This is a genomic window from Mesorhizobium sp. P160219, assembly GCF_057786095.1.
On sequence record NZ_JBYNWG010000001.1, the window covers coordinates 1,251,690 to 1,274,521 of the forward strand.

A 22,832-nucleotide genomic window follows, 5' to 3' on the forward strand; every position below is an offset into this window, starting at 1 on the left:
ATTCGCGCCACCAATTCAGAGCGCCGGGCCCAGCCGGACAGGGCTGCCATCATGGAAGCGTGACAGCCGGAAGCGGCTGAGGTCGTGCCCCGTCTGGTTTCCCTGGATCAGGTCGGCAACGACACGGCCTATGCCAGGCCCGATACCGAAGCCGTGACCGCTCATTCCCGTCGCGACGAAAAGACCGCCGACGGCCTGCACATGATCCACGATGGGGACGACGTCCGGCATGGCGTCGATCATGCCGCCCCAGCCTGCCTTCAGGCGAACTGTTTCGAGCTGTGGAAAAAGACGTCCGAAATTGCGTTCTATCGAACGCAGACCGGCTCGTTCAGGGGGCGGGTTCAGCACCCGCATTTTTTCGAAAGGACTGACGGAATCCGGCGCCCAATCGCGCGGCGTCGACCACGCATCAGGGTAACCTGACGGGGCGAACGGAAAGTAGCGCGTCCCGAACGGGTTATCCCTGAGGGCGGGAAGGTATTTGGTGGCGTGCCGGAATGCGTCAGGCCCCAAATAAAGCAAATGGCTGCCGCCCGCGGCGAGCGTATATCCGCCATCCTGCCTGCGCCGGAACGCTATGTGTTCGTCGGCCGCCGCACCGGCATAGACCTCAGGCATGGGCTCCGTTGCGGCTGCGGTTACTCTGACGCTGAGCTGGGGGATGGAGATGCCGTGTCTGCGCAAGAACAGAGATGACCAGGCGCCGCCGGCGACCAGCACGCTGGAGGCCTCGACATACCCCGCCTCGGTCCACACGCCCTTGACCTTGCCGCCTGAGAGTTCGAGGGTTCGCGCTGCGCAATTCTCGACGATTTTGACGCCTTTTCGCACGGCGAGCCGGGCAAGTGCGGGCACCGCCAGCCAAGGCTCCGCGCGCATGTCGGAGGGCGTCGTCATCGCGCTCTTGAATTTGCGCGACATGCCTTTGATGAGTGTCGCGGTTTCGTCTGCATCCAGGAGACGGGTGTCGAGCGCATGGATCGCGGCGATCTTCATGAAGGCTTCGAACCCGGCCATGTCCTTGTCGGTGTTCGCCAGGTAGGTCACACCTGTCTGGGTCAGGCCGATGTCCTCGCCGCATTCCTCAGCCAGTTGCCGCCACAGGCGAATAGCCTCGATGACGATGGGCAGCTCGTCGGCGTCGCGTCCCTGCTTTCGAATCCAGCCCCAGTTTCGGGACGACTGTTCGGCCGCAATGCGCCCTTTTTCCAGCAGCGTCACCGGGATGTTCCGCTGTGCCAGGAAAAGCGCCGTCGTCACACCGATGATGCCGCCACCGACAATGACCACCTCCGACGTTTTCGGCGGTGGGCCAGGATGCCGGATTGGATCCGTTTCGGAGAACGGGAATATGGGCAAGTGGCGCACCCTGAGGACTGGTTGATGGCTCTGGCTTACTGGTTGCCACCCACTCGAAGCCAAATCAAGGACAGGTCCAGGCAGACCGTTGTCCCAACGAAGTCAATCTATCTGCGGGCAACATCCACATGGGTGAACTTGCCCAGCGGAGCAATTGGATTAATCCCTAAACCGGCGCGCCGGCGACCGAGCCTCTCACCACCAGGTCGACAGGCCAGACCTCGCCCCGCGCCCCTTCTTCCAAGCCGGAAATGCGCGCTGCCAGGCGTTTGGCGATGCGGGCGCCGGCGAGGCGGATCGACGAGCGCGTCGTCGACAGCGGCACGGAAAAATTCTCCGGCTTCAGCCATGGAAAGACGTCGTCATGGGCAATCAACGACAGGTCGCCGGGAATGGTCAGGCCAAGGTCGCGCACCGCGCGCACGACGCCGAGCGACATGATCAGGCTGGAGCAGGCGATCGCCGTCGGCCGCTCGCTCTGTTCGAGCAGGCGCCTGGCGGCGCGGTAGCCGTTCTCCTCGGTCATGGTGAGTGAACAGACATGGCGCTCGCCGAGCGTCAGGCCGCTCGCGGCCAGCGCCCTGCGCATGCCGCGCTCGCGGTGGATGGCGAAGGTCTCGCGGTCGTCGCCATTGATCAGCGCCAGCCGGCGGTGGCCGAGCTGAACCAGCAGCCGGGCGGCGTCGTGGAAGCCGCCCTCATTGTCGATGTCGGTGAAGGGGTAGTCGAAATCGAAGCCTTCGCTGCGGCCATGGACGATGAAGGGAATGCCGAGCGTGTTGACCAGCGCCACCCGCCGGTCGGCCGGGCGCGGCGAGGAGATGTAGACGGCGTCGACCTGGCGGTTGGCGACGATGCGGCGATAGGTGGTTTCCTGGTCGTCGGCATCGGCCGGCGACAGCACCAGGTCGAGCTCGTGCGAGCGGGCATAGTCGCCGAGACCCGACAGGAACTCGACGAAATGCGGGTCGATGTCGACGGAGGCGCCCGTCGGCAGCACATACCCGATCATGCCCGTCTTGCCGGTCGCCAGCCGGCGCGCGCTCGGGTTGGGCCGGTAGCCGTGGCGCTTGGCGGCATCCAACACACGCCGGCGGGTTTCCTCGTTGACCTCGGGATAGCCGTTGAGCGCACGGCTTACCGTTGTCTGCGACAGGGCCAGCATATGAGAGAGCTGCTTCAGGTTCACTGGGAGGCCTCCAAGCCTCAAAGCGCTTTTAATTTTGAAGCCACGCGGCGCCACAATGGGCGCGGCCGAACTGGTCGACCATACGCACTGGTCCGGCCAGTTTGAAGCTTAATACGGTGCTGCACCGCCGTAAAACTGTGCTGCAGTGCACTTTACCAAGTCTTGCGGCCCGCAATTAAATCGATTAGCCCACCGCCCTCTTGACTTCCAGCCGATTCAATGGCGAGATCAAAAAGACCAAAGCGCTTTGGAAGACTCTTTCGAAAGGTTGCGGTTCCTTTCTGAACGAGTCACAGTCCTGCAGCGTCGGCGGGCGGAATGGAGGTTCCGCCCGGGTGTATGTGTCCACACTGGGAGGAATACCGATGAAGAAGATGCTTCTGCTTGGCGCAGCGTTTGCCACACTCGCCTTGTCCCTGCCGGCGCAAGCCGAACTGAAGTTCAAGCCCGGGGAAGACAAGCGCTTCAACTGGGCCAATTACGAAGAGCTGAAGAAGGTCGATCTCAAGGGCGAGACGCTGACCATCTTCGGGCCCTGGCGCGGCGAGGACGAAGGCCTCATTCGCACTGTTCTCGAATATTTTCAGGAAGCCACCGGCGCCGAGATCAAATACTCCTCGTCGGAAAATTACGAACAGCAGATCGTCATCGATACCCAGGCCGGCAGCCCGCCCAATATCGCCGTACTGCCGCAGCCGGGCCTGATCCAGGATCTGGCGTCCAAGGGCCTTTTGACGCCGCTGGGCGACGACACCGCCAAATGGATCAAGGACAATTACGGCGCCGGCCAGTCATGGGTCGATCTCGGCACCTTCAAGGACAAGGACGGCAAGCCGGGCTTCTTCGCCTTCCCCTACAAGGCCGACGTGAAATCGCTGGTCTGGTATTCGCCCGACAATTTCGAGGAAGCCGGCTACAAGGTTCCCAAGACCCAGGAAGAGCTCGCCGACCTCGAGAAGAAGATCATCGCCGACGGCGGCACGCCGTGGTGCATCGGCCTCGGCTCAGGCGGCGCTACCGGCTGGCCGGCGACCGACTGGGTCGAAGACATCATGCTGCGCACCCAGACGCCCGACGTGTATGACAAGTGGGTAAAGAACGAGATCCCGTTCAGCGATCCGGCGGTGGTCAACGCCATCGACATTTTCGGCAAGATCGCGACCGACGACAAGATGGTCGACGGTGGGGCCAAGGCGGTTGCCGCGACCGACTTCCGCGACAGCCCGAAGGGCCTCTTCTCGGTGCCGCCGAAATGCTACCTGCACCATCAGGCATCGTTCATCCCGACCTTCTTCCCGGAAGGCACAAAGGTTGGACAGGACGCCGACTTCTTCTACTTCCCGCCCTATGCATCCAAGCCCGAGCTGGGCACGCCTGTGCTCGGCGCCGGCACGCTGGCCATGATCACCAAGGATTCGAAGGGTGCACGCGCGTTCATCGAATTTCTGAAAATGCCGCTGGCACATGAAATCTGGATGGCCCAGGGCGGCTTCGTCACCCCGCTCAAGTCGGTCAACAAGGATGCCTATGCCAGCGACGCGCTGAAGAAGCAGGGCGATATCCTCGCCAATGCCTCGACCTTCCGCTTCGACGGTTCGGACCTGATGCCGGGCAAGATCGGCGCCGGCGCCTTCTGGACCGGCATGATCGATCTGGTCGGCGGCAAGTCGGCGCAGGATGTCGCCACCGACATCCAGAAGAGCTGGGACGCTATCAAGTAGTCAGCTGGCAAGCAGTCAGCTGGCAAGCAGTCAGCTGGCAAGTAACCACTGCCAAGTAATCAGCCGCTTTGGCGGCAAATTCAGGACTTCCTCCACAGACTGGATCCGGGCCGCTATGGCCCGGATCCGACCGGCGCCTTACGCCGGACCGATTTGCGTTCGTTCGTTTCAGAATAACTTAAATCGGCGCAGAGCCACATCGCCAGGGCTGTTCAAGGCCCGGCCGATCATGCGCAGGGAAGAGGGACCCATGGCTGCTCAGATCTTATCGGCCATTTTTGTCATCATCATCGGCGTCGGCGGCTGCGTCGCCTATTTCTGGGGCGCCAACAAGCTGGTCGACCTGATATTCCCGTCGCGCGGCGTGGCCGGGGCTGCGGCCATCGACAATCTGCGCCGGCAAGGACTGGTCCGTCCGTGGCTGTTCGTCGGCCCGGCGATGATCATCCTCACCGTCTACCTGATCTATCCGGTGGTGGCGACGCTCTGGCTGTCCTTCCTCGACCGCGGCGGCCAGCATTTTGTCGGCTTCGCCAACTATGAATGGGCGTTCGGCGACCGCGAGTTCCGCAACTCGATCCTGAATAACATCATCTGGCTGGCGGTGGTGCCCGCCGCATGCACCTTTCTAGGGTTGATAATCGCCGTGCTCACGGACAAGATCTGGTGGGGCACAATCGCCAAGAGCCTGATTTTCCTGCCGCTGGCGATCTCCTTCGTCGGCGCCAGCGTGATCTGGAAATTCATCTACGAATATCGCGGCGAGGGCCAGACGCAGATCGGCCTGCTCAACGCCATCATCCAGTATTTCGGCGGCCAGCCGCAGGTCTGGATATCGCTGCCGTTCTGGAACAATTTCTTCCTGATGATCATCCTGATCTGGATCCAGACCGGCTTTGCCATGGTCATCCTGTCTTCGGCATTGCGCGGCATCCCCGAAGAGACGCTTGAAGCCGCGGTCATCGACGGCGCCAATCCGTTCCAGATCTTCTGGAAGATCATGGTGCCGCAGATCTGGGGCACTATCGCCGTGGTCTGGACGACGATCACCATCCTGGTGCTGAAAGTGTTTGACATCGTGCTGACCATGACCAATGGCCAATGGAACAGCCAGGTGCTGGCCAATCTGATGTTCGACTGGATGTTCCGCGGCGGCGGCGATTTCGGCCGCGGCGCCACCATCGCCATCATCATCATGATCGCGGTCATCCCGATCATGGTCTGGAACATCCGCCAGGCGAACAAAGAGACGGGAGGACATTGAGATGGCCGTCGCGACCGGAAAGTCCTTTGCCAGCCGCTTCGGCGTCCACATCGCCGTGCTCGTCTTCGTCGCCATCTGGACCGTGCCGACGCTCGGCATCCTGGTCTCGTCGCTGCGCGACAAGGACCAGATCATCGCCTCGGGCTGGTGGAACTCGTTCTCCAGCTCCAGCCAGACCGAAGCCGGCCGCCTGCCGCCGGCCTCGGCGCAGGTCGAGAAGGACGGCAAGTTCGTGCTTGCCGGCAGTATCTTCGGCGACGGTGCTGCGCGCAACATCAGCGCCTTCGGCGTGAAGTCGGCGGCACCGACGCAATATCCGGCCGGCACCACTGCCGATCTCGGCGACGGCGTGACCTTGCAGCTCAATGCCGACGGAACGTTCGTCATGAGTTCGCCCAAGGCTTTCGAAGGCGACCGTGGTCAGCGCGTCTATTACGCCTCGTCGGCGCCACCGAAATTCACCACCGACAATTACAAGACCGTGCTGTTTTCGGAGGGCATCGGCCGCTCGTTCATAAACTCGCTGACCGTCACCATCCCGGCGACGGTCATCCCGATCCTGATCGCCGCCTTCGCCGCCTATGCATTGGCGTGGATGCGTTTTCCCGGCCGCGCCTTGCTGATCGCCACAATCATCGGCCTGCTGGTCGTGCCGCTGCAGATGTCCTTGATCCCGCTTTTGAAGATCTACAACGGCGTCGGCATCTTCTTCGGTGTGCCGTCGAAAACCTATCTCGGCATCTGGCTGGCGCATACCGGCTTCGGCCTGCCCTTCGCCATCTATCTCCTGCGCAGCTATATTGCCGGCCTGCCGCGCGAGATCATGGAATCGGCGCGCATAGATGGCGCCAGCGATTTCGAAATCTTCGTCAAGATCGTGCTGCCGCTGTCCTTCCCGGTGCTGGCGTCCTTTGCAATCTTCCAGTTCCTGTGGGTGTGGAACGATTTGTTGGTGGCAATGGTTTTCCTCGGTACCGAAGGGGACCAGATCGTGCTGACCGCGAAGCTCAACGCGCTGCTCGGCTCGCGCGGCGGCGACTGGGAAATCCTGACGACATCGGCCTTCGTCACCATTATCGTGCCGCTGATCGTGTTCTTCTCGCTGCAGCGCTATTTCGTCCGCGGGCTGCTGGCCGGCTCGGTCAAAGGAGGTTGAGACTTATGCAAGCCGCTTTGAAGGCGACCTCGAAGCCCGATCTCGCCGTCGATCGCGACTGGTGGCGGGGCGCGGTGATCTACCAGATCTATCCGCGCTCCTATCAGGACTCCAATGGCGACGGCATCGGCGACCTCAAGGGCATCATCCGCAGGCTGCCCTACATCGCCTCGCTCGGCGTCGACGCCATCTGGATTTCGCCCTTCTTCAAGTCGCCGATGAAGGATTTCGGCTACGACGTCTCGGACTATTGCGACGTCGACCCGATGTTCGGGACGCTCGCCGATTTCGACGCGCTGGTTGCGGAAGCCCATCACCTCGGCCTCAAGGTGATGATCGACGAGGTGCTGTCGCACACCGCCGACAACCATCCATGGTTCAAGGAGAGCCGCGCCAGCCGTAGCAATCCCAAGGCCGACTGGTATGTCTGGGCCGACGCCAGGCCGGACGGCACGCCGCCCAACAACTGGCTGTCGATCTTCGGCGGCTCGGCCTGGCAGTGGGACACCAGCCGCCAGCAATATTATCTGCATAATTTCCTGTCCGAGCAGCCGGACCTCAACTTCCACAATCTGGAAGTCCAGGACGCGCTGCTCGACGTCACCCGCTTCTGGCTGGAGCGCGGCGTCGACGGCTTCCGCCTCGACACCATCAATTTCTACTTCCACAGCCAGGGGCTGGAGAACAATCCGCCGCTGCCGCCCGAAGAGCGCAACGACCAGACAGCACCTGCGGTCAATCCCTACAACTACCAGGACCATATCTACGACAAGAGCCGGCCGGAAAACCTTGCCTTCCTCGAACGGTTCCGGGCGCTGCTCGACGAATATCCGGCGGCCGCCGCGGTCGGCGAAGTCGGCGATTCGCAGCGTGGGCTGGAAGTGGTCGCCGCCTACACCGCCGGCGGCAAACGCGTCCACATGTGCTATTCCTTCGATTTCCTGGCGCCGGAAAAGATCAGCGCCGCCAAGGTGCGCCAGGTGCTGGAAGCCTTCGGCAAGGTCGCCAGCGACGGCTGGTCGTGCTGGGCCTTTTCCAACCACGACGTGATGCGTCCGGCCTCGCGCTGGGCCGCCGACGAGGCCGACCCGGCCGCCTATCTGAAGGTTATCTCGGCGCTGCTGATGTCGCTGCGCGGTTCGGTCTGCCTCTATCAGGGAGAGGAGCTTGGGCTGGGCGAAGCCGAGTTGCAGTTCGAGGATCTGCAGGACCCCTACGGCATTCGCTTCTGGCCCGAATTCAAGGGCCGCGACGGCTGCCGCACGCCGATGGTGTGGGATGCAACCGCCAGCAATGCCGGCTTTTCGACGGCCAAGCCCTGGCTGCCGGTGCCGGGCAAGCACTTGTCGCAAGCGGTCAATGTTCAGCAGGGCGACGCGGCCTCGCTGCTCGAGCACTACCGGCGCTTTCTCGGTTTCCGCCGCCAGCATCCGGCCCTGGCCAAAGGCGACATCGAGTTCATCGAAAGCGAGGGCGACACCGTCGCCTTCACCCGCCGTGAGGGCAATGAGCAGATCGTCTGCGTCTTCAATCTGGCCAGCAAGCCGGCCGAGGTCGATCTCGGTGGTCAGGCGCTGCTGCCATTGGCCGGGCACGGTTTTTCGGGACAATCCGGCACAGGTTCCATCCGCCTCGGCGGCTACGGCGCCTGGTTCGGGCGCATCGACTGAGTTTTTGACGAAACTGGATTTTTTGAGGAAATCCAGGTTCTCTAGGGAAATCACTGGGAGGAAATTATGGCCGATGTCACGCTGAGACAGGTGAAGAAATCATACGGCAATCTGCACATTCTCCACGGCATCGACCTCGACATAAAGTCGGGCGAGTTCATCGTCTTCGTCGGCCCGTCGGGTTGCGGCAAGTCGACCTTGCTGCGGTCCATCGCCGGGCTTGAGGAGATCACCTCCGGCGAGCTGAAGATCGCCGGCGAGGTGGTGAACGACGTGCCGCCTTCCAAGCGCGGCATTGCCATGGTGTTCCAGTCCTATGCGCTCTATCCGCACATGACCGTCTACGACAACATGGCCTTCTCGATGAAGATCGGCAAGGAAAGCAAGGCCGAGATCGACAAGCGGGTGCGGCAGGCCGCCGAAATCCTGCAGCTGACCAAATATCTCGACCGCCTGCCCAAGGCGATGTCGGGCGGCCAGCGCCAGCGTGTCGCCATCGGTCGCGCCATCGTGCGCAATCCGAAAGTGTTCCTGTTCGACGAGCCGCTGTCGAATCTCGACGCGGCGCTGCGCGTCGCGACCCGCATCGAGATCGCCAAGCTCAAGGAATCGATGCCTGCCACGACCATGATCTACGTCACCCACGATCAGGTCGAAGCGATGACGCTCGCCGACCGCATCGTCGTGCTGAAGGATGGCCATATCGAGCAGGTCGGCACGCCGATGGACCTCTACAAGAAGCCCGGCAATCTGTTCGTTGCCCAGTTCATCGGCTCGCCGGCCATGAACATCCTGCCGGCGACAATCGACAGGACGGGCAACCCGACAATCGTCAGCCATGTCGGCGGCCGCAAGGCAACGGTGCCGATCGCAACGCCGGCGTCAGCAAAGGGTGCGGCAGTCAGCTTCGGCGTGCGGCCGGAGGATCTGTCGGCCGCCACCGGCGCGGAATATCTTTTCGAGGGCGTGGTGGACTATGTCGAGCAACTCGGCGAGGTGCAGCTTGTCTATGTCGATATCGGCCGCGCTGACCTGCCGTTGGTGACCAAGCTGCCCGGCAATGTCGAGGTCAAGCGCGGGGCAAAGCTGCGACTGACCGCGGATGCCGGGGACCTGCACATCTTCGACGCCGATGGGCACTCCTTCTCGCTCAAGCCGGTGGAAGTGAAGGCGGCTTGAGATAGCTGCGTTGTACAGGCATGAAAAAAGAGCGGCGGGCTAGGCCCGCCGCTCTTTTTTTAAGCTTCGGCTGTTAGTTGTTGCCGAACCGATCCCTGTCGCTGCTCTGAGGAACGAACTTCTGTTGGTCGTCCGACGAGTTCAGCAGCTTGTAGACCGCCGAGTTGGTGCCGGTCGACGAAGTGCGGGTGGTGTCGACGGCAGCGGCCGGCTGGTTGGCGCCATTGGAGCCATAATTGTCGCTGCCGGCAAAGGCAGCGCTCGAAACAGCCAGAACGGCTGCGGTGGCAAGAACGATCTTCTTCATTTTAGTCTCCTGAATTTTTCTGATGCCGCCAGCTGCAGCGGATAAGCCCGCCACGTGCTGGAAACCGGCTTTTAGCGGCCGAAAAGGTTACGGTCGGCACCGTGGGCAGGCGCCTGCTCGGCTGGAGCCGACTTCTCAACCGAAGCCGTATGGCCACTATCGGTCGACGTAATCGCAGGCTGGTTGGCGCCGTTCGAACCGTAGTTGTCGCTGCCGGCGAAAGCGCTGCCGGAGATGGCCAAAACGGCGGCGGCAGCAAGGATGATCTTTTTCATTTTCAAATACTCCTGAATTTTTTGGGATCCCGAGAGCGACGGGTTAGCCGCCCTTCTTTGGTCGGGATCAGCGATTGCCGTAGAGGTCGCGGTCGGCGCCCTGAACGACAGGCTGCTTGTCAGCGTGCGCCGGCTTCTGAATGGAAGCCGTATACGAGCTGTCGACCGAGACGGCTGGCTGGTTCGCACCATTGGAACCGTAATTGTCGCTACCGGCGAAGGCGCTGCCGGTGATCGCCAAAACGGCTGCGGCAGTGAGGATGATCTTTTTCATTTTTAGTACTCCAGTTTGTCTGTCCGTCTAGCGGCGTGTCTTGGGAGGAATTCGCGTCGTTCGGACAGCCCCGATGTGGGAAAGCCATAGGCTGGTTTCCAATCACGAAGTTGTTCCGTGTGGACCACGGTCCTGCACCTTGAAATTGTGCCATGAAGTTCCTCTATGGTCATTTATCGCATTGTTTTCAGTCGCTTATGCCGAACCGAGTGGTTCGCTCCGATGTCGGTTTCCGGGCCGTCGTTCACACTGTCCTGCACGCATTGTCAACAGAAACGAACCGTTCGGTTCGATTAGAGATTGCTAATAGTAACTTTTCGATACCGTTGAGCCATTTTTGCCCGCGATCGAACTGGATCGGCAGCGATTCGAAACGGCGATGATGGCGTCGCAAGAAACGTCTCAGCTCTTTGACCCGGGGGCGGGGGGCGTAAGCCGCGCGTGTCGCGCCGCATGGATATGATGTCGCTTTCATGCCGACGTCGCGATCGCTGCCGTGATTAGATGATCGCATCTCAGGTGCCGCTTCGTGACGACGCAGCGGAGAATTGGGAAGCCGGTCAGAATCCGGCGCTGCCCCCGCAACGGTGGTGGAGTTGAAGTCGCAACGGGAGACCACTGGGCAAGAGCCTGGGAAGGTGTCGCGATGGTCCGCAAGGACAACTCCAGAGCCCGGAAACCAGCCCGAGATGCATAGACTCGACTGATCGCGGTGGGCGGTCAAGAGGTGGATAGTGCATGTCCGGCGCCGCGCCGGCCTGCGTCCGATCCTTCCTCCATCACCACCAAGTTCAGTCCTTAAACCACGAGGACAGAACTATGGATACGCGCAACGACATGCTGAGGCTCCTGAACGGCCGCAAGCAAGGCTTTTCGCTGGAACAGCCCTTCTACACCGACCCGGACTATTTCAAGCTCGACATGGAGCTTATCTGGTATCGCGACTGGCTGTTCATCGGCCATGATTGCGAACTGCCGAAGCCCGGCAGCTATATCACCGTGCAGATCGGCGATTATCCGGTGGTGCTGGTCCGCGACCAGAAGGGCAACATCAACGCCTTTCACAATTCCTGCCGCCATCGCGGCAGCCGTGTCTGCAACACTGAGAAGGGCATGGCGGCAAAGCTTGTCTGCCCCTATCACCAGTGGACCTACGAGCTTGACGGCCGGCTGCTGTTTGCCCGCCAGATGGCCGACGGTTTCGACAAGAGCCAGTTCGGCCTGAAGCCCGTCGCCTGCGAGAGCGTCGGCGGCTATATCTTCATCTGCCTGGCAAAAGAACCTGCCGACTTTGCGCCGATGCGCGCCATGATAGAGCCCTACCTCAAGCCGCACGGGCTGAATGAAGCCAAGGTCGCCTTCGAGAGCACCATCATCGAGAAGGGCAACTGGAAGCTGGTCTGGGAAAACAACCGCGAATGCTATCACTGCGCCGGCAATCATCCAGAGCTGTGCAAGACATTCCCCGAAGCGCCGACGGTGACCGGCGTGCAGGGCGCCGACAGCGATCCGGAGATGCTGGCGCACTGGGCGAAATGCGAGGCGGCGGGCCTGCCGAGCAAGTTCCGCATCGATCCGGCCGGGCAATACCGCGCCACCCGCGCGCCGCTGCTGCGCGATGCCGTCAGCTACACGATGTCGGGAAAGCGCGCGGTGACGAAGAACCTGTCCGACACTGTTGCCGCCGACCGCATCGGCACCTTGATGCACTACCACTATCCGACGACCTGGAACCACATACTGATCGACCATGCGGTCACCTTCCGGGTGCTGCCGATCAGCGCCACCGAAACCGCGGTGACGACCAAGTGGCTGGTGCACAAGGATGCGGTCGAGGGGGTCGACTACAACCTTGAGGAGCTCACCCATGTCTGGACCGAGACCAACGACCAGGACCGCCGCATCGTCGAGGAAAACGCCTTTGGCATCCTGTCTCCGGCCTATGAGCCCGGCCCCTATTCGGAGCTGCACGAGGGCGGCGTGATCCAGTTCGTCGAATGGTACGCGGCCTTCATCGGCCCGCGCCTTGCCGAAGGTGGCAGGCCGGCGCTGCGCAGCGTCGCGTGAGCTGGAGCAGGCGAAGAAGGACCGGAGGATGAATGCGATGACGGATCTTGGGCTCTATCGCCATCTCGACCAGATGGCGCCGTGGAACGATAGGCTGCAGGTGCTGGAAGTGATCGGCGTCAGCGACGAGGCGCCTGACGTCAAGACCTTCACCTTCCGCTCCGACAACCAGACCTGGTTCCGCTACAAGCCGGGCCAGTTCCTGACGCTGGAACTGCCGACACCGGACGGGCCGCTGATGCGCACCTATACGCTGTCGTCGTCACCATCGCGGCCGTTTTCGATCGCGGTGACAGTGAAGGCGCAACCGGGCAGCATCGGCACACGCTGGATGTTCGACCAACTGGTGCCCGGCTCGCATGTCAAGGCCTATGGACCGGCGGGCGACTTCTCGTTGCACAGCCACCCGGCGGCCAAATATCTGTTCATTTCGGCTGGCTCCGGCGTGACACCGATGATGTCGATGCTGCGCTGGCTGAACGACTGCGCGCCATGGACCGATGTCGGTTTCGTCAACTGCGCGCGGCGTGCCGAAGAGATCATCTTCCGCAAGGAACTCGAACTGCTCGGCGGCCATATGCCCGGCCTGTCGCTCGGCTTCATGATCGAGGAACGTTCCAGCCGCGAAGGCTGGTACGGCCATATGGGGCGCATCGATGCGATCCGGCTGCCCTTGCTGGCTCCGGATTTCCGCGAGCGCGAAATCTTCTGCTGCGGCCCCGATCCGTTCATGCGCGCCGTGCGCGGCATGCTGGATGCCGCCGGCTTCGACATGACGAAATACCATCAGGAGAGCTTTGCCGCGCCTGTGATGGAGGAAATTCCGGCGCCGTTTGCCTCCCCGGTCGAGGACGGCATCGCTGCACCTGTCGAAGCCGTGACGCCGATCCGCTTCTCGCTTTCGGAGGTCGATGCCGGCTGCGTCGCCGGCCAGACCGTGCTGCAGACCGCGCGCAGCTCGGGCGTGCGGATTCCCGCCGCCTGCGAGTTCGGCCTGTGCGGCACCTGCAAGGTGAAGAAGGTCTCCGGCGAAGTCGAGATGAGCCACAATGGCGGCATCCTCGACCACGAGATCGATGACGGTTTCATCCTTGCCTGCTGCTCGAAACCGTTGTCGGCGCTCGAAATCGAGGCTTGAGCCGGTCGACTTCGCCGCAACGGTCGCCGACGCAGGCGGTGTTCGCGGGTCTTTGTCTTGCCAAGCATAGGCCGAGTGATTTAGACGCACTTAGGAAGGGCTGGCAGGCCGTGAAACTGGCGCATCCCTTCATGGGCGCATGGAACGGGGGACAGAGCGATGCAACAGCGGGTCTACGCGGTCGCAAGCAAGGACATCGTTTTCGAATCATTCGATGGCGAAGCCGTCGTTCTCGATCTTTCGAACGGTAAGTATTTCGGCTTTTCCGATTCCGGCAGCCGGGTCTGGCAGGCTTTGTCGTCCGGCGTCGCCACTGAAGCGCTGGTCGGAGCTGCCGCGGCCGCCGCAAAAATAAGCCTGGCCGACCTCGAAAGCTTCGTTGCCCGACTGCTCGATTTCGGGTTGCTTGCACCAGCCGAAACACCGGCGCAACCGCTTTCGGGCGAGCTGTCGTCTGCGCTTGCTGCCAGCAATGAGCCGCTCAAGGTCGATGTCCACGACGACCTTGCCGATCTCATCATTGTCGACCCGATCCATGAGGTCGAGGAACCTCTCGGCTGGCCGGCGGTGAAACAGGCATAATCGTTTCCCTAAAGCGCGTCGCGTTTGAACGGACTCAGGCGACGCGGTTTAGATCTTTGATTTTATGCATGTCGTCGTCTCAAAACCGGGGCCACCCCGAGCGACATGCATCAGGCGACCCGGCGCAATTCTGGACGCTGGAACAACGAACACATGCCTTTGATCACGCTGCAAACCCTGCCGGATTATGCCCGCCATGTGCTGGCGGCCGCGGAAAGCGCCGCCGCCTTCTATCCCGTTACCGCCGGGGTGCGGTTGCCGGGACTGGACCTGAGTGTCCACCTCGACCATTGCACGCTGGCGGAAGCCATGAGCCATGCCTTCATACCGGCCCCGGAAAATCCGTCTGCATCTGACGGCTGCCGCATTTTCGTCGCCCACCCGGCCATCGATGGCGTCCCCGCCCCGGCCACCTGGGGCCGAGGCGATTACAACCATCATGCCTTTGCCAACCGGCTGGAAGAGGCCGGATTGCGCGGCAGCTACTATCATGATCTCGACTTCTGGCAGTTCCATGATCCGCAACGCCATGTCGGGGCGCAGCTGATGATGTCGGCCGACGCCTTTCCGCCATGGGAACAAGGGGCGCCGCTGCGCGCCTTCCTGCATTGGGAATATGCGGCGCGCGGCATGCGGCTCACCCATGCCGGCACGCTGGGCATCGATGGCAAGGGCGTGTTGCTGGCGGGCTCCGGCGGAGCCGGCAAATCGGGAACGGTCGTCGCCGGCCTGCTCAATGGGCTCGATAGCGTCGGCGACGACTATGTGCTGATCGACCGGACCGGGGGGGTGACGGCCTATCCGCTGTTTGCCACGCTCAAGCAGGATCCGGAGGGCTTCAAGCGGCTGAAGCTGGAGGAGCAGCTAAAGTCGTACCAACCGCTGAACTGGCAAGGCAAGCATGCCTTTCACATCAACGAGATCGCGCCTCGACCAACTCCTGCAAGTCTGGACATTATTGCTTTGATAGTGCCCCATATCAGGGGAGGTGCGAGAAGCTCGGTCATGCCCATATCGCGCAAGGATGCCATGATCGCCTTGGCCCCGTCAGGAATCGTGCAGATGCCGGGCGAGCGGGAAGCGGGCTTTCGCTTTTTCAGCGAGCTTACCCGCGACCTGCCATGCTACCGGCTGTCGCTGGGGACCGAGCCGCGCGAGATCGCCGGCACGATTGCGGATTTCGTCCTTCGGGGCGCTGCATGAAGTTGAGCATCATTGTGCCGGTCTACAATCGGGAGATCTATGTCGTTTCGACGTTGCGGTCCCTGCTCAGGCAACGCGACGATGCCGATCTCGATATCATCGTTGTCGACGACGGCTCGACCGACAGCTCCGTTGAAGCCGTCCGCGCCATCATGCGGGAAGCGTCGTGCATCCGCCTGTTCCAGCAGGCAAACCAGGGCGTGGCCAACGCGCGCAACACAGGGCTGAGGCAGTTGCTGCCGCAAACCGAACTGGTGTCGTTCCTGGATTCGGACGACGTCTCGCCGGCTGGACGATTCAAGGCTGGCCTACCCCTGTTCGCGGCCGACCCTGCGCTCGAGCTGACCTACTCGCTGATGACGCGCGTCGATCTCATGGACGACGAAGCCCTTCAGCCGGCACCGGGCGGCGCAGGTCCCACCGTGCGCGGCGTCAGCCTTAGCGCCGGGATATTCCGCAGGGCACTCATCGACCGTACAGGTGCTTTCGACGAGGAGTTCCGGCAGGGCGAAGACGCCGACTATCTGCTGCGCATTTTCGAAACCAGCCCAAAGCACATTTTTCCCGACACCGTCGCGGTATACTACCGGCGCCACCCCGGCAATTTGACCAAGCAAAGGGATGTGGCGGTGCGCGAATACCTACGTGTAATTCAGAAATCCTTGCGGCGGCGCAAGGCCGATCCGTCGCGGCGCCCGGTCGAGGGGCTTTTCGAGATCAAGCGCCCGGCAGAGTGGTGAAAGAATGAATAGATCACAGCCTGGAATGCGTGCGTGAAGCTGAGCGTGATCATGCCGGTCTACAACCGCGAACGCCATGTCGGCTCGGCGCTGCGCTCGCTGCTGAGGCAGCGCGATGCCGCCGATCTCGACATCATCGTTATCGATGACGGTTCGACCGACAGTTCGGTGGCGGTCGTGCGCTCGCTGATCGCGGAGGCGCCGTGCATTCGCCTTTTCCAGCAGCAGAATGCCGGGGTGACGCGGGCACGCAACGCGGGCTTGCGGCAATTGCTGCCGCAGACCGGGCTGGTATCGTTTCTCGATTCCGACGACATTTCCCCGCCGGGCCGCTTCAAGGCGGATCTGGCCTGTTTCGACGCAGACCGCACCCTCGAGCTCACCTATTCGCGCATGACGTTGGTCGACGACATAGATGACGATACACTGGAGCCGACAGCCGACAGCCACTCGGTGACGGTTCGCGGCATTCACCTGTCTCCCGCCATCTTCGTCCGGCGGTTGGTCGAACGCATCGGCAGCTTCGACGAGGATTTCCACCAGGCCGAGGACACCGACTATCTGCTGCGCACTTTCGAAAGCGGGCCGAAATTCACGATGCCCGACACTGTTGCGCTCTATTACCGGCGCCATCCCGGCAACATGACCAGGCAGGCCGATGTTCCTTTTCGCGAATTCATGCGCGCCGTCTACAAGTCGATGAAACGGCGCGAGGCCGACCGCTCCTTGCACCCTGTCGACGGCATCTTCGATTTCAAGGAACTTGCGAATTGGCGTTTCCTGTGATGGCCAGCTACGGCGTCGTCATTCCGGCCTTCAACGCGACCGCCACCATCGCCGAGACGCTGCGATCGGTCGCGGCCCAGACGGTCCAGCCCGACGCCATAATCGTCGTCGATGACGGCTCGACCGACGATACGGTCGCGGTGGTCAATGCGCTGGGCATGCCGGTGCAGGTGTTGCGCCAGGACAATGCCGGACCAGGCAGCGCCACCACCAGGGGCATCGCCGCGCTGGCGACGCCCTTCGTCGCCACGCTCGATGCGGACGATCTGTGGCTGCCGACCAAGATCGAAAGGCAGCTGGAGCATTTCGAGCGGTTTCCCGCGACGGCAGGAGTCTTTGCCCACTGGCGGACGTTTCGCGATGACAAGCCCGATGTGCAACAGGACGTGGCCGTGGCGGGCTGGTCGCGCACGACGATGATGATCCGCCGGGAGGTAGCCGAGGCCGTCGGTCCGATCATCGACCCGCAAGGCGGTCGCGGCGACATGGTCGACTGGATCGCCCGTGTCCGCGAGGCGGGCTTTGCGCTTGCCATGCTCAACGATGTCCTAACCTTGCGCCGCATCCGGCCCGACAGCATGTCCTATGGACGCGACCCCGTGCGCGACCGCGGTTATGTCGAAGTCGTAAGGCTGGCCATGCAAAGGCGAGCAGCGAAAAAGGCGAGCGCCGACTGATGGCCAATGCCATGCGCCGTATCGGCCGTCGGTTTCCGGACTATGGTTGGTCATGGCCCACTGGCGGCCTCGACCAGTTGCTGAAGGCCGCATTGCTCCCCGATGAAGAGGCGGCCGGGGCCTATGCGGCGCGCTGGCTCGACGAGAACGATATCGACCATGCTGCTTTCCGCGAGCATCGGCTGCTGGCCGCGATCTCCGACAGGTTCGGCCGCAAGCTCGCTGGGCATCCGGCCTATCCACGTCTTGTCGGCCTGCAAAAGATGCTGTGGACCAAATCGCGACTGGCTGCGCGCGAGGCCGAGCCGGCGCTACAGGCCATGATCGACGCCGGCTGCGCGGTGATGCTTATCAAAGGCGCCAGCCGCATCGCCGTCAACGCGTCGGCGCAGCGCGGCCGGGTGGCGCATGACATCGACATACTGGTGCGCTCGCAGGCCATGATTGCCGCCTTCGATGTGCTTAGCGAACGCGACTGGCAGATCGCCACCGGCGTCAGTCCGCAATATCTGCGCACCAGGCTGGCGTCCTTGCGTTCGATGAATTTTTTCAAGGGCAGTTTCGGCGACATCGACCTGCACCAGCTCGCTTATGACGGGTCGCAGCAAAGCGCGGAAGATGATCTGGCGATCTGGCAGCGGGCGCTGTCAGCCGATTTCAATGGCGTCCGCGTGCTTGTGCCCTCTCCGGCCGACCGCATGGCGCTCGCCATCGCACATGGCGGCCTCGATGCCCACACCCACAGCGACTGGCTGGTCGACTGTGCGGTCGCCATCGAGAGTGGCGCAGTCGACTGGGGCGTGTTCGCCGACATCGTCGCCAAGCGGGGCCTCGCCGTCGCCGCGGCGGTGGCGCTCTCCTATCTCTGCCTGGAGATCGGCATTGCGGTGCCGCCGGCTGAACTGGCACGGACGGTTGCGAACGCCGATCACGCCGGCCTGTCGCGCTGGTCCTCGGTGCTGCAGGCCAAGCCGCGCACCGATTTCGGCGGTCTCGTCTGGCTGTCGCGCGGCTTTGCCAAGCAGTTGCGCCTGAAACGCAAGAAGGGCCGACTGCAGCATCCGACGCCTGCTGCCGTCTGGCGCGGCAGGCCGACATTGCGCAAGGCAAGAGCGACGCCGGAACCGTTCGCGCTTTCTCAGGCCCTGCCGCGTCCGGACAGGACTGGAGAGATGATGCTGGACGTCACCGTCAGGATCGTCGTTCCGCCAGTCCGCCGCCGCATCGAGATGGAAATCAATGCCGGCAGCGGTCACGTCGCCCGCTTGCGTTCCATGGTGATCAGCCGCGCCGGCGGCGGACGTGTGCTGCGCTTTCGCGGCAAGGTAACGGTGGACGACACCGGCCGGCCTCTGGTGATCGAGGCACGGCCATCGCGCCAGTTCCGCAACTGGGACAATGAGGCCGAAGTCGCCGCCTATGGCGCGCTGCCGTTCCAATTGCTGTCGGCAAGGTTTTCACCCGCCTGAGAGCGGTTCGCTGTCTCCATGAAACGGTGAACCACTGTGGCCCTCTCAGACGCCATAGCGCTCGGTGCGGATGATTTCCGCTGGTATGCCGGCGTCGATCAGCGCCCGGGCAGCCGCCGAGACGAAGGTGTTCGACCCGCAGACGAAGGCGAGCGCCGGCGGCCGCGGCAGCCGCGTGAGCGCCTGCATGACCATTGCCGTGTCGATGCGCCTCGAATAGTCGGACGGGCGCCGTGCCGCCTCGCGCGTCAGCGTAAGCACCAGCTCGAACCCGTCGCGGCGGTCACCGAGACCGATCAGCTCGTCGCGGAAGATCACCTCGTCCCAGACCCGCACCGAAAACATCAGCGCCACCGGCACCGCCGATTTGCGCAAGGTCCGGTGACGCACCATCGCCATCAGCGGCACGACGCCGGAGCCGCCGCCGACCAGAAGCAGCGGCCCGCCATCCCCATCGGACCAGACGAAATGGCCGCCGAGCGGCCCGCGCAGTTCGATCTCGTCACCGACCGCGGCGACGTCGTGGAAGAAGGGCGAGACTTCACCATCGTCGAGCTTCTCGATCGCCAGCTCGATCGTGGCGCCGCTCTCCGGCGCCGAGGCGATGGAATAGGAGCGGCGCGCCTGGTAGCCGTCAGGCGCGGTCAGCCTGACATCGACATGCTGTCCGGCGCGATAGGCGAATCGCCGTGACAGCGCGAAGAAGAAACTGGTAACGCGTGGCGTCCGCTTTTCGATCCGGGTGATTTTCGCCGTCTGCCAGGGAGATTGCGGCGCTTCGCTCATGGATCGCCGCTATAGCGCTGCTCGCGCCACGGGTCGCCATAGATGTGATAGCCGCGCAATTCCCAGAAGCCCGGCTCGTCGCGCTCGGTGAACTGCAGCCCGTTCAGCCATTTAGCCGATTTCCAAAAATAGAGATGCGGCACCAGGAGCCGCGCCGGGCCGCCATGGTCGGCAGTGATTGGCTTGCCTTCATAAAGCAGCGCCACCATCGCCTTCCCCGCGGTGAGATCCTTGGCCGGCACGTTGGTGGTATAGCCGTCATAGCCATGCGCCAGCAGGAAGCCGGTCGGCGCTTCGATGCCGGCATCGGCAAGGATGTCGTCGACCAGCACGCCTTGCCAGGCGGTATCGAACTTGGTCCAGGCGGTAACGCAATGGATGTCGCGCGTCATCTTGGTCAAGGGCAGCGCGTTGAACTCGGCCCAGTTCCATTTCTTGATCGGGCGTGGCCCGTGCTTGAGCGTGAACGACCAGTCATCGGTGCGCACGCGCGGCGTCGGCCCCGCCGACAGCACCGGAAAGCCCTGTTCGAGATACTGACCGGGCGGAATGCGCGCATCGGTCTCCGTTGGAGGCTTTCGACCGGAGGAAAAACCGCGAGTGACCATCGGACCGTCCGTTTTTAGCAGGCCATTGCCGGCCTGCCGTAATGTTCTCGAAGATGTCGCGGCGGGCAACAGGAATTTTGGCGGCGCCGTGCGGCAGGCCTGTCGGTGGTCCGGCGACCCCTGCCGCATCATGCCTCAGCCGGCGGCGAAGGGTACGGCGACGAAGATTTGTGTGTCGCCCCGGTCGACCAAAAGCAGCACCGACTTCCGGCCCGATCTGCCGGCCTCGGCGATCGCCTGGTTGGCTTGCCGCGCATTCCGCACCGGCGACTGGTCGACGGCGACGATGACGTCGCCCGGCTGCAGGCCGGCATTGGCGGCTGCCGTGTCCGGATTGACGCGCTCGACCACGGCGCCACGCTGGTTCCAATCACAATGTCGTCAGAGGCCTCCGGTGCGCCTGAGATAGGCTGTGGCGATCTCGCGCATCCGGTTGCCGTCGAAGCTCGGCCCATGGCCGCCATGGCCGAGGCGAACAGGCAGGTCAAGGAGCCGCTGCATGGTACGGCGATAATCAGGCCGGGAGGAATCCGGCAGGTCGTCGATCAGCGTGGAATCGTAGATGGCGTCGCCGGCAAAGAACAGGCCGTCTGCCTCGTCGAACAAAGCGATCGAATCCGGCGAATGTCCGGGCAGACGCAGGACGCGGAACTGCCGGTCGCCGAGGTCGACGATGTCGCCCTCGTCCAGCGTGCGCGTCAGCGGCGCCGGCGGAATCTTGTAGTCGGCCGCCGTCCAGCCCGGCGCCGGCAATTTCGAAACGGCGCCGTCGAGATTGTTGAACATGTAGGCGTAGGTCACCTGATCGTTCATGGTCTCGAAATGCTCGGCACTGTGCCGCGGCCCGGCGCGCAGCGGAAACTCGTGCAGCGAGCCGACATGGTCGAGATGGATGTGGGTGGCGACAACAATGAGCGGCTTGCCCTCGGGCGTGTCGATCTCAGTCGCCAGCGGGCAGATGCCCATGCCGGTGTCGACCAGCAGGTCGGCGTCGCGTCCCCTGAAATGCCAGATGTTGGCGCGCACGAAATCATGCACGAACGGCTCGGTCAGCATCGTCGTGCGGTCGTCGATGATCGTCTTGCCGAACCAGTCGCCGACAACGCGCTCGCCACCAAAACGGGTGCCGCCAAAACGGCCGCCCATCAGACGAAGGGCTTTCCCACCTTGTATTTTTCCGGCACCAGCCGCTTCAGGTAAGCCATGCCCGCTTCCGACAGCTGGTTGACATCGGGCTTCATGAAATCGTCGGGCATATGGCGCGTCTTGCCGGCGACGTTCTTCAGCGGCACCTTCTTCAGCACGGTTTTCGTGCCGTCATATTGCAGCGCCACCGAGCCACCGCCTTCGCCGGCAACGGCAACCGCGAAGGCGCCGGCGTCGAAAGCCTCCTGCGCGTCGACGGCACTGATCGAGCCGACATAGCCGCGCGGCATGTAGCCAAGCGCATCGACGCGGGCGCGCTTGCCCGGCAGGCCTTCGGCGAGCGCACGTTCCAGAGCTGACGGCAGGTCGCTGCCCGACAGTTTGACGTTGCCATGCGCGTCGCGCTCGAGCTTGTCCGGCGGCACCAGGCTTTCGACCAGCGCCTTGCCGTCGGCGGTGCTGACACCTTCGGAGACGGCGACGATGCAGCGCTTGTGGCGGTCGAGCGTGGCGCGCACGTCGTCGATGAAACCGGCGGCGGAGAATGGCCGTTCCGGCACGTAGACCAGATGCGGGCCGCTGTCGTGATCGAGCTGCCAGGCTGCAGCCGCCGCGGTGAGGAAGCCGGCATGCCGGCCCATGACGATGCCGACATAGATGCCGGGCAATGCGCGGAAATCGAGATCGACGGACAGGAAGGCGCCGGCGACGAATTCGGCCGCCGAGATGAAGCCCGGCGTGTGGTCGTTTTCCTCGAGGTCGTTGTCGATGGTTTTTGGCGCATGGACGAAAGCGATGCTGCCGCCAGCGGCATCGGTCAGGATCTGCTGCGTGCCCGACGTGTCGTTGCCACCGATGTAGATGAAAGCGTCGGCGCCGGCCTTCTTCAACCCGTTGAGGATGACTTCGCAATAGGCGGCGTCGGGCTTGTCGCGTGTCGAGCCGAGCGCGGCACTCGGCGTGCCGGCGATCAGCCGCAGCCGGTCCTCGGGGATGGCGGAGAGGTCGACATAGTTGCCGTCACGAATGCCGCGCACGCCGTGGAGCGAGCCCAGCACCTTGGCGCCGGGATGGCGCTTGCGGACTTCCAGCGTGGCCCCGACAACCGTCTGGTTGATGACGGCGGTCGGGCCGCCGCCCTGTGCGATGACAAACGTTCCAGCCATGCTCGATCTCTCCCGGCGCTGTGGTTTTCAAGGCACCTTGGCCTAGCTTGCCGCATCGCGCAACGGG

Annotated in this window: 22 protein-coding genes, 1 pseudogene and 1 riboswitch; of the genes and pseudogenes, 13 read left to right on the forward strand and 10 right to left on the reverse strand. The window is 63.0% G+C overall.

Annotated features, from left to right (window positions below; translation table 11 throughout):
• Positions 1-15: 15 nt before the first annotated feature.
• Both AC3EMP_RS06275 and AC3EMP_RS06280 read right to left on the reverse strand, forming a co-directional pair.
• Positions 16-1,362, reverse strand: coding sequence for an NAD(P)/FAD-dependent oxidoreductase (locus AC3EMP_RS06275; protein ID WP_023668894.1), 1,347 nt, complete (start codon positions 1,360-1,362; stop codon positions 16-18).
• A 166-nt stretch (positions 1,363-1,528) separates the two neighbouring features.
• Positions 1,529-2,551 (reverse strand): substrate-binding domain-containing protein, encoded by a 1,023-nt coding sequence (locus tag AC3EMP_RS06280; protein WP_352597325.1) that lies wholly within the window; start codon positions 2,549-2,551, stop codon positions 1,529-1,531.
• A gap of 365 nt (positions 2,552-2,916) precedes the next feature.
• On the opposite strand from AC3EMP_RS06280, the gene AC3EMP_RS06285 reads away from it, so the two are divergent.
• From AC3EMP_RS06285 to AC3EMP_RS06305, 5 genes are all read left to right on the forward strand, one after another.
• Positions 2,917-4,272, forward strand: coding sequence for an ABC transporter substrate-binding protein (locus AC3EMP_RS06285; RefSeq protein WP_023684298.1), 1,356 nt, complete (start codon positions 2,917-2,919; stop codon positions 4,270-4,272).
• A gap of 250 nt (positions 4,273-4,522) precedes the next feature.
• The gene (locus tag AC3EMP_RS06290) at positions 4,523-5,536 is read left to right on the forward strand and encodes a carbohydrate ABC transporter permease (RefSeq protein WP_023668891.1); all 1,014 of its coding nucleotides are present in this window, start codon (positions 4,523-4,525) and stop codon (positions 5,534-5,536) included.
• Between the two features lies 1 nt (position 5,537).
• The gene (locus AC3EMP_RS06295; protein WP_352597324.1) at positions 5,538-6,692 is read left to right on the forward strand and encodes a carbohydrate ABC transporter permease; all 1,155 of its coding nucleotides are present in this window, start codon (positions 5,538-5,540) and stop codon (positions 6,690-6,692) included.
• A 5-nt stretch (positions 6,693-6,697) separates the two neighbouring features.
• On the forward strand, positions 6,698-8,362 hold the full coding sequence (gene bglA / locus AC3EMP_RS06300; RefSeq protein ID WP_031198273.1) for a beta-galactosidase BglA: 1,665 nt from the start codon (positions 6,698-6,700) through the stop codon (positions 8,360-8,362).
• A 66-nt stretch (positions 8,363-8,428) separates the two neighbouring features.
• Positions 8,429-9,541 carry an ABC transporter ATP-binding protein gene (locus AC3EMP_RS06305; RefSeq protein ID WP_023668888.1) on the forward strand — a complete coding sequence of 371 codons (1,113 nt, stop codon included), beginning with the start codon at positions 8,429-8,431 and terminating at the stop codon, positions 9,539-9,541.
• Positions 9,542-9,614: 73 nt separating this feature from the next.
• Here the strand turns inward: AC3EMP_RS06305 and AC3EMP_RS06310 are convergent, their stop codons facing one another.
• From AC3EMP_RS06310 to AC3EMP_RS06320, 3 genes are all read right to left on the reverse strand, one after another.
• Positions 9,615-9,848: a DUF680 domain-containing protein gene (locus tag AC3EMP_RS06310; RefSeq protein ID WP_023694259.1), complete on the reverse strand. Its 234-nt coding sequence runs from the start codon at positions 9,846-9,848 to the stop codon at positions 9,615-9,617.
• A gap of 71 nt (positions 9,849-9,919) precedes the next feature.
• On the reverse strand, positions 9,920-10,123 hold the full coding sequence (locus tag AC3EMP_RS06315) for a DUF680 domain-containing protein (protein ID WP_023668886.1): 204 nt from the start codon (positions 10,121-10,123) through the stop codon (positions 9,920-9,922).
• A 67-nt stretch (positions 10,124-10,190) separates the two neighbouring features.
• Positions 10,191-10,397: a DUF680 domain-containing protein gene (locus AC3EMP_RS06320; protein ID WP_023668885.1), complete on the reverse strand. Its 207-nt coding sequence runs from the start codon at positions 10,395-10,397 to the stop codon at positions 10,191-10,193.
• Between the two features lie 500 nt (positions 10,398-10,897).
• Positions 10,898-11,099: riboswitch (cobalamin riboswitch) on the forward strand.
• 117 nt (positions 11,100-11,216) lie between these two features.
• On the opposite strand from AC3EMP_RS06320, the gene AC3EMP_RS06325 reads away from it, so the two are divergent.
• The 8 genes from AC3EMP_RS06325 to AC3EMP_RS06360 all read left to right on the forward strand — a co-directional run bounded on the left by AC3EMP_RS06325 (position 11,217) and on the right by AC3EMP_RS06360 (position 19,059).
• On the forward strand, positions 11,217-12,464 hold the full coding sequence (locus AC3EMP_RS06325; RefSeq protein WP_023752441.1) for an aromatic ring-hydroxylating oxygenase subunit alpha: 1,248 nt from the start codon (positions 11,217-11,219) through the stop codon (positions 12,462-12,464).
• 37 nt (positions 12,465-12,501) lie between these two features.
• The gene (locus AC3EMP_RS06330; RefSeq protein ID WP_023703626.1) at positions 12,502-13,602 is read left to right on the forward strand and encodes an FAD-binding oxidoreductase; all 1,101 of its coding nucleotides are present in this window, start codon (positions 12,502-12,504) and stop codon (positions 13,600-13,602) included.
• 159 nt (positions 13,603-13,761) lie between these two features.
• Positions 13,762-14,184 carry a PqqD family protein gene (locus tag AC3EMP_RS06335; protein ID WP_023725910.1) on the forward strand — a complete coding sequence of 141 codons (423 nt, stop codon included), beginning with the start codon at positions 13,762-13,764 and terminating at the stop codon, positions 14,182-14,184.
• 153 nt (positions 14,185-14,337) lie between these two features.
• Positions 14,338-15,387 carry a serine kinase gene (locus tag AC3EMP_RS06340; RefSeq protein ID WP_352710223.1) on the forward strand — a complete coding sequence of 350 codons (1,050 nt, stop codon included), beginning with the start codon at positions 14,338-14,340 and terminating at the stop codon, positions 15,385-15,387.
• Positions 15,384-16,127, forward strand: coding sequence for a glycosyltransferase family 2 protein (locus AC3EMP_RS06345; RefSeq protein WP_023725908.1), 744 nt, complete (start codon positions 15,384-15,386; stop codon positions 16,125-16,127). The genes AC3EMP_RS06340 and AC3EMP_RS06345 overlap by 4 nt, the downstream gene beginning before the upstream one ends.
• Before the next feature lie 33 nt (positions 16,128-16,160).
• On the forward strand, positions 16,161-16,913 hold the full coding sequence (locus AC3EMP_RS06350) for a glycosyltransferase family 2 protein (protein WP_023725907.1): 753 nt from the start codon (positions 16,161-16,163) through the stop codon (positions 16,911-16,913).
• The gene (locus AC3EMP_RS06355; protein WP_245274171.1) at positions 16,898-17,590 is read left to right on the forward strand and encodes a glycosyltransferase family 2 protein; all 693 of its coding nucleotides are present in this window, start codon (positions 16,898-16,900) and stop codon (positions 17,588-17,590) included. The genes AC3EMP_RS06350 and AC3EMP_RS06355 overlap by 16 nt, the downstream gene beginning before the upstream one ends.
• Positions 17,590-19,059 (forward strand): nucleotidyltransferase family protein, encoded by a 1,470-nt coding sequence (locus tag AC3EMP_RS06360; RefSeq protein ID WP_352710225.1) that lies wholly within the window; start codon positions 17,590-17,592, stop codon positions 19,057-19,059. Before AC3EMP_RS06355 ends, AC3EMP_RS06360 begins: the two co-directional genes overlap by 1 nt.
• A 45-nt stretch (positions 19,060-19,104) precedes the next feature.
• Here AC3EMP_RS06360 and AC3EMP_RS06365 read toward each other — a convergent pair whose 3' ends face one another.
• The 5 genes and pseudogenes from AC3EMP_RS06365 to AC3EMP_RS06385 all read right to left on the reverse strand — a co-directional run bounded on the left by AC3EMP_RS06365 (position 19,105) and on the right by AC3EMP_RS06385 (position 22,765).
• Positions 19,105-19,845: an FAD-binding oxidoreductase gene (locus tag AC3EMP_RS06365; RefSeq protein WP_352710227.1), complete on the reverse strand. Its 741-nt coding sequence runs from the start codon at positions 19,843-19,845 to the stop codon at positions 19,105-19,107.
• On the reverse strand, positions 19,842-20,453 hold the full coding sequence (locus tag AC3EMP_RS06370) for a sulfite oxidase-like oxidoreductase (RefSeq protein ID WP_023711301.1): 612 nt from the start codon (positions 20,451-20,453) through the stop codon (positions 19,842-19,844). The genes AC3EMP_RS06365 and AC3EMP_RS06370 overlap by 4 nt, the downstream gene beginning before the upstream one ends.
• Positions 20,454-20,588: 135 nt before the next feature.
• Positions 20,589-20,810: pseudogene (locus AC3EMP_RS06375) on the reverse strand (PDZ domain-containing protein); the annotation flags it as partial.
• A 24-nt stretch (positions 20,811-20,834) separates the two neighbouring features.
• The gene (locus AC3EMP_RS06380) at positions 20,835-21,599 is read right to left on the reverse strand and encodes an MBL fold metallo-hydrolase (protein ID WP_352710230.1); all 765 of its coding nucleotides are present in this window, start codon (positions 21,597-21,599) and stop codon (positions 20,835-20,837) included.
• Positions 21,599-22,765: a diphosphate--fructose-6-phosphate 1-phosphotransferase gene (locus tag AC3EMP_RS06385; protein ID WP_352710231.1), complete on the reverse strand. Its 1,167-nt coding sequence runs from the start codon at positions 22,763-22,765 to the stop codon at positions 21,599-21,601. Before AC3EMP_RS06385 ends, AC3EMP_RS06380 begins: the two co-directional genes overlap by 1 nt.
• Positions 22,766-22,832: the final 67 nt, after the last annotated feature.

Bases quoted from the DNA above. Each gene is read 5' to 3' on its own strand.
- AC3EMP_RS06285 (WP_023684298.1), top strand. From the start codon at position 2,917: ATGAAGAAGATGCTTCTGCTTGGCGCAGCGTTTGCCACACTCGCCTTG.
- AC3EMP_RS06290 (WP_023668891.1), top strand. From the start codon at position 4,523: ATGGCTGCTCAGATCTTATCGGCCATTTTTGTCATCATCATCGGCGTC.
- AC3EMP_RS06295 (WP_352597324.1), top strand. From the start codon at position 5,538: ATGGCCGTCGCGACCGGAAAGTCCTTTGCCAGCCGCTTCGGCGTCCAC.
- bglA (WP_031198273.1), top strand. From the start codon at position 6,698: ATGCAAGCCGCTTTGAAGGCGACCTCGAAGCCCGATCTCGCCGTCGAT.
- AC3EMP_RS06305 (WP_023668888.1), top strand. From the start codon at position 8,429: ATGGCCGATGTCACGCTGAGACAGGTGAAGAAATCATACGGCAATCTG.
- AC3EMP_RS06310 (WP_023694259.1), bottom strand. From the start codon at position 9,848: ATGAAGAAGATCGTTCTTGCCACCGCAGCCGTTCTGGCTGTTTCGAGC.
- AC3EMP_RS06315 (WP_023668886.1), bottom strand. From the start codon at position 10,123: ATGAAAAAGATCATCCTTGCTGCCGCCGCCGTTTTGGCCATCTCCGGC.
- AC3EMP_RS06320 (WP_023668885.1), bottom strand. From the start codon at position 10,397: ATGAAAAAGATCATCCTCACTGCCGCAGCCGTTTTGGCGATCACCGGC.
- AC3EMP_RS06325 (WP_023752441.1), top strand. From the start codon at position 11,217: ATGGATACGCGCAACGACATGCTGAGGCTCCTGAACGGCCGCAAGCAA.
- AC3EMP_RS06330 (WP_023703626.1), top strand. From the start codon at position 12,502: ATGACGGATCTTGGGCTCTATCGCCATCTCGACCAGATGGCGCCGTGG.
- AC3EMP_RS06335 (WP_023725910.1), top strand. From the start codon at position 13,762: ATGCAACAGCGGGTCTACGCGGTCGCAAGCAAGGACATCGTTTTCGAA.
- AC3EMP_RS06340 (WP_352710223.1), top strand. From the start codon at position 14,338: ATGCCTTTGATCACGCTGCAAACCCTGCCGGATTATGCCCGCCATGTG.
- AC3EMP_RS06345 (WP_023725908.1), top strand. From the start codon at position 15,384: ATGAAGTTGAGCATCATTGTGCCGGTCTACAATCGGGAGATCTATGTC.
- AC3EMP_RS06360 (WP_352710225.1), top strand. From the start codon at position 17,590: ATGGCCAATGCCATGCGCCGTATCGGCCGTCGGTTTCCGGACTATGGT.
- AC3EMP_RS06365 (WP_352710227.1), bottom strand. From the start codon at position 19,845: ATGAGCGAAGCGCCGCAATCTCCCTGGCAGACGGCGAAAATCACCCGG.
- AC3EMP_RS06370 (WP_023711301.1), bottom strand. From the start codon at position 20,453: ATGGTCACTCGCGGTTTTTCCTCCGGTCGAAAGCCTCCAACGGAGACC.
- AC3EMP_RS06380 (WP_352710230.1), bottom strand. From the start codon at position 21,599: ATGGGCGGCCGTTTTGGCGGCACCCGTTTTGGTGGCGAGCGCGTTGTC.
- AC3EMP_RS06385 (WP_352710231.1), bottom strand. From the start codon at position 22,765: ATGGCTGGAACGTTTGTCATCGCACAGGGCGGCGGCCCGACCGCCGTC.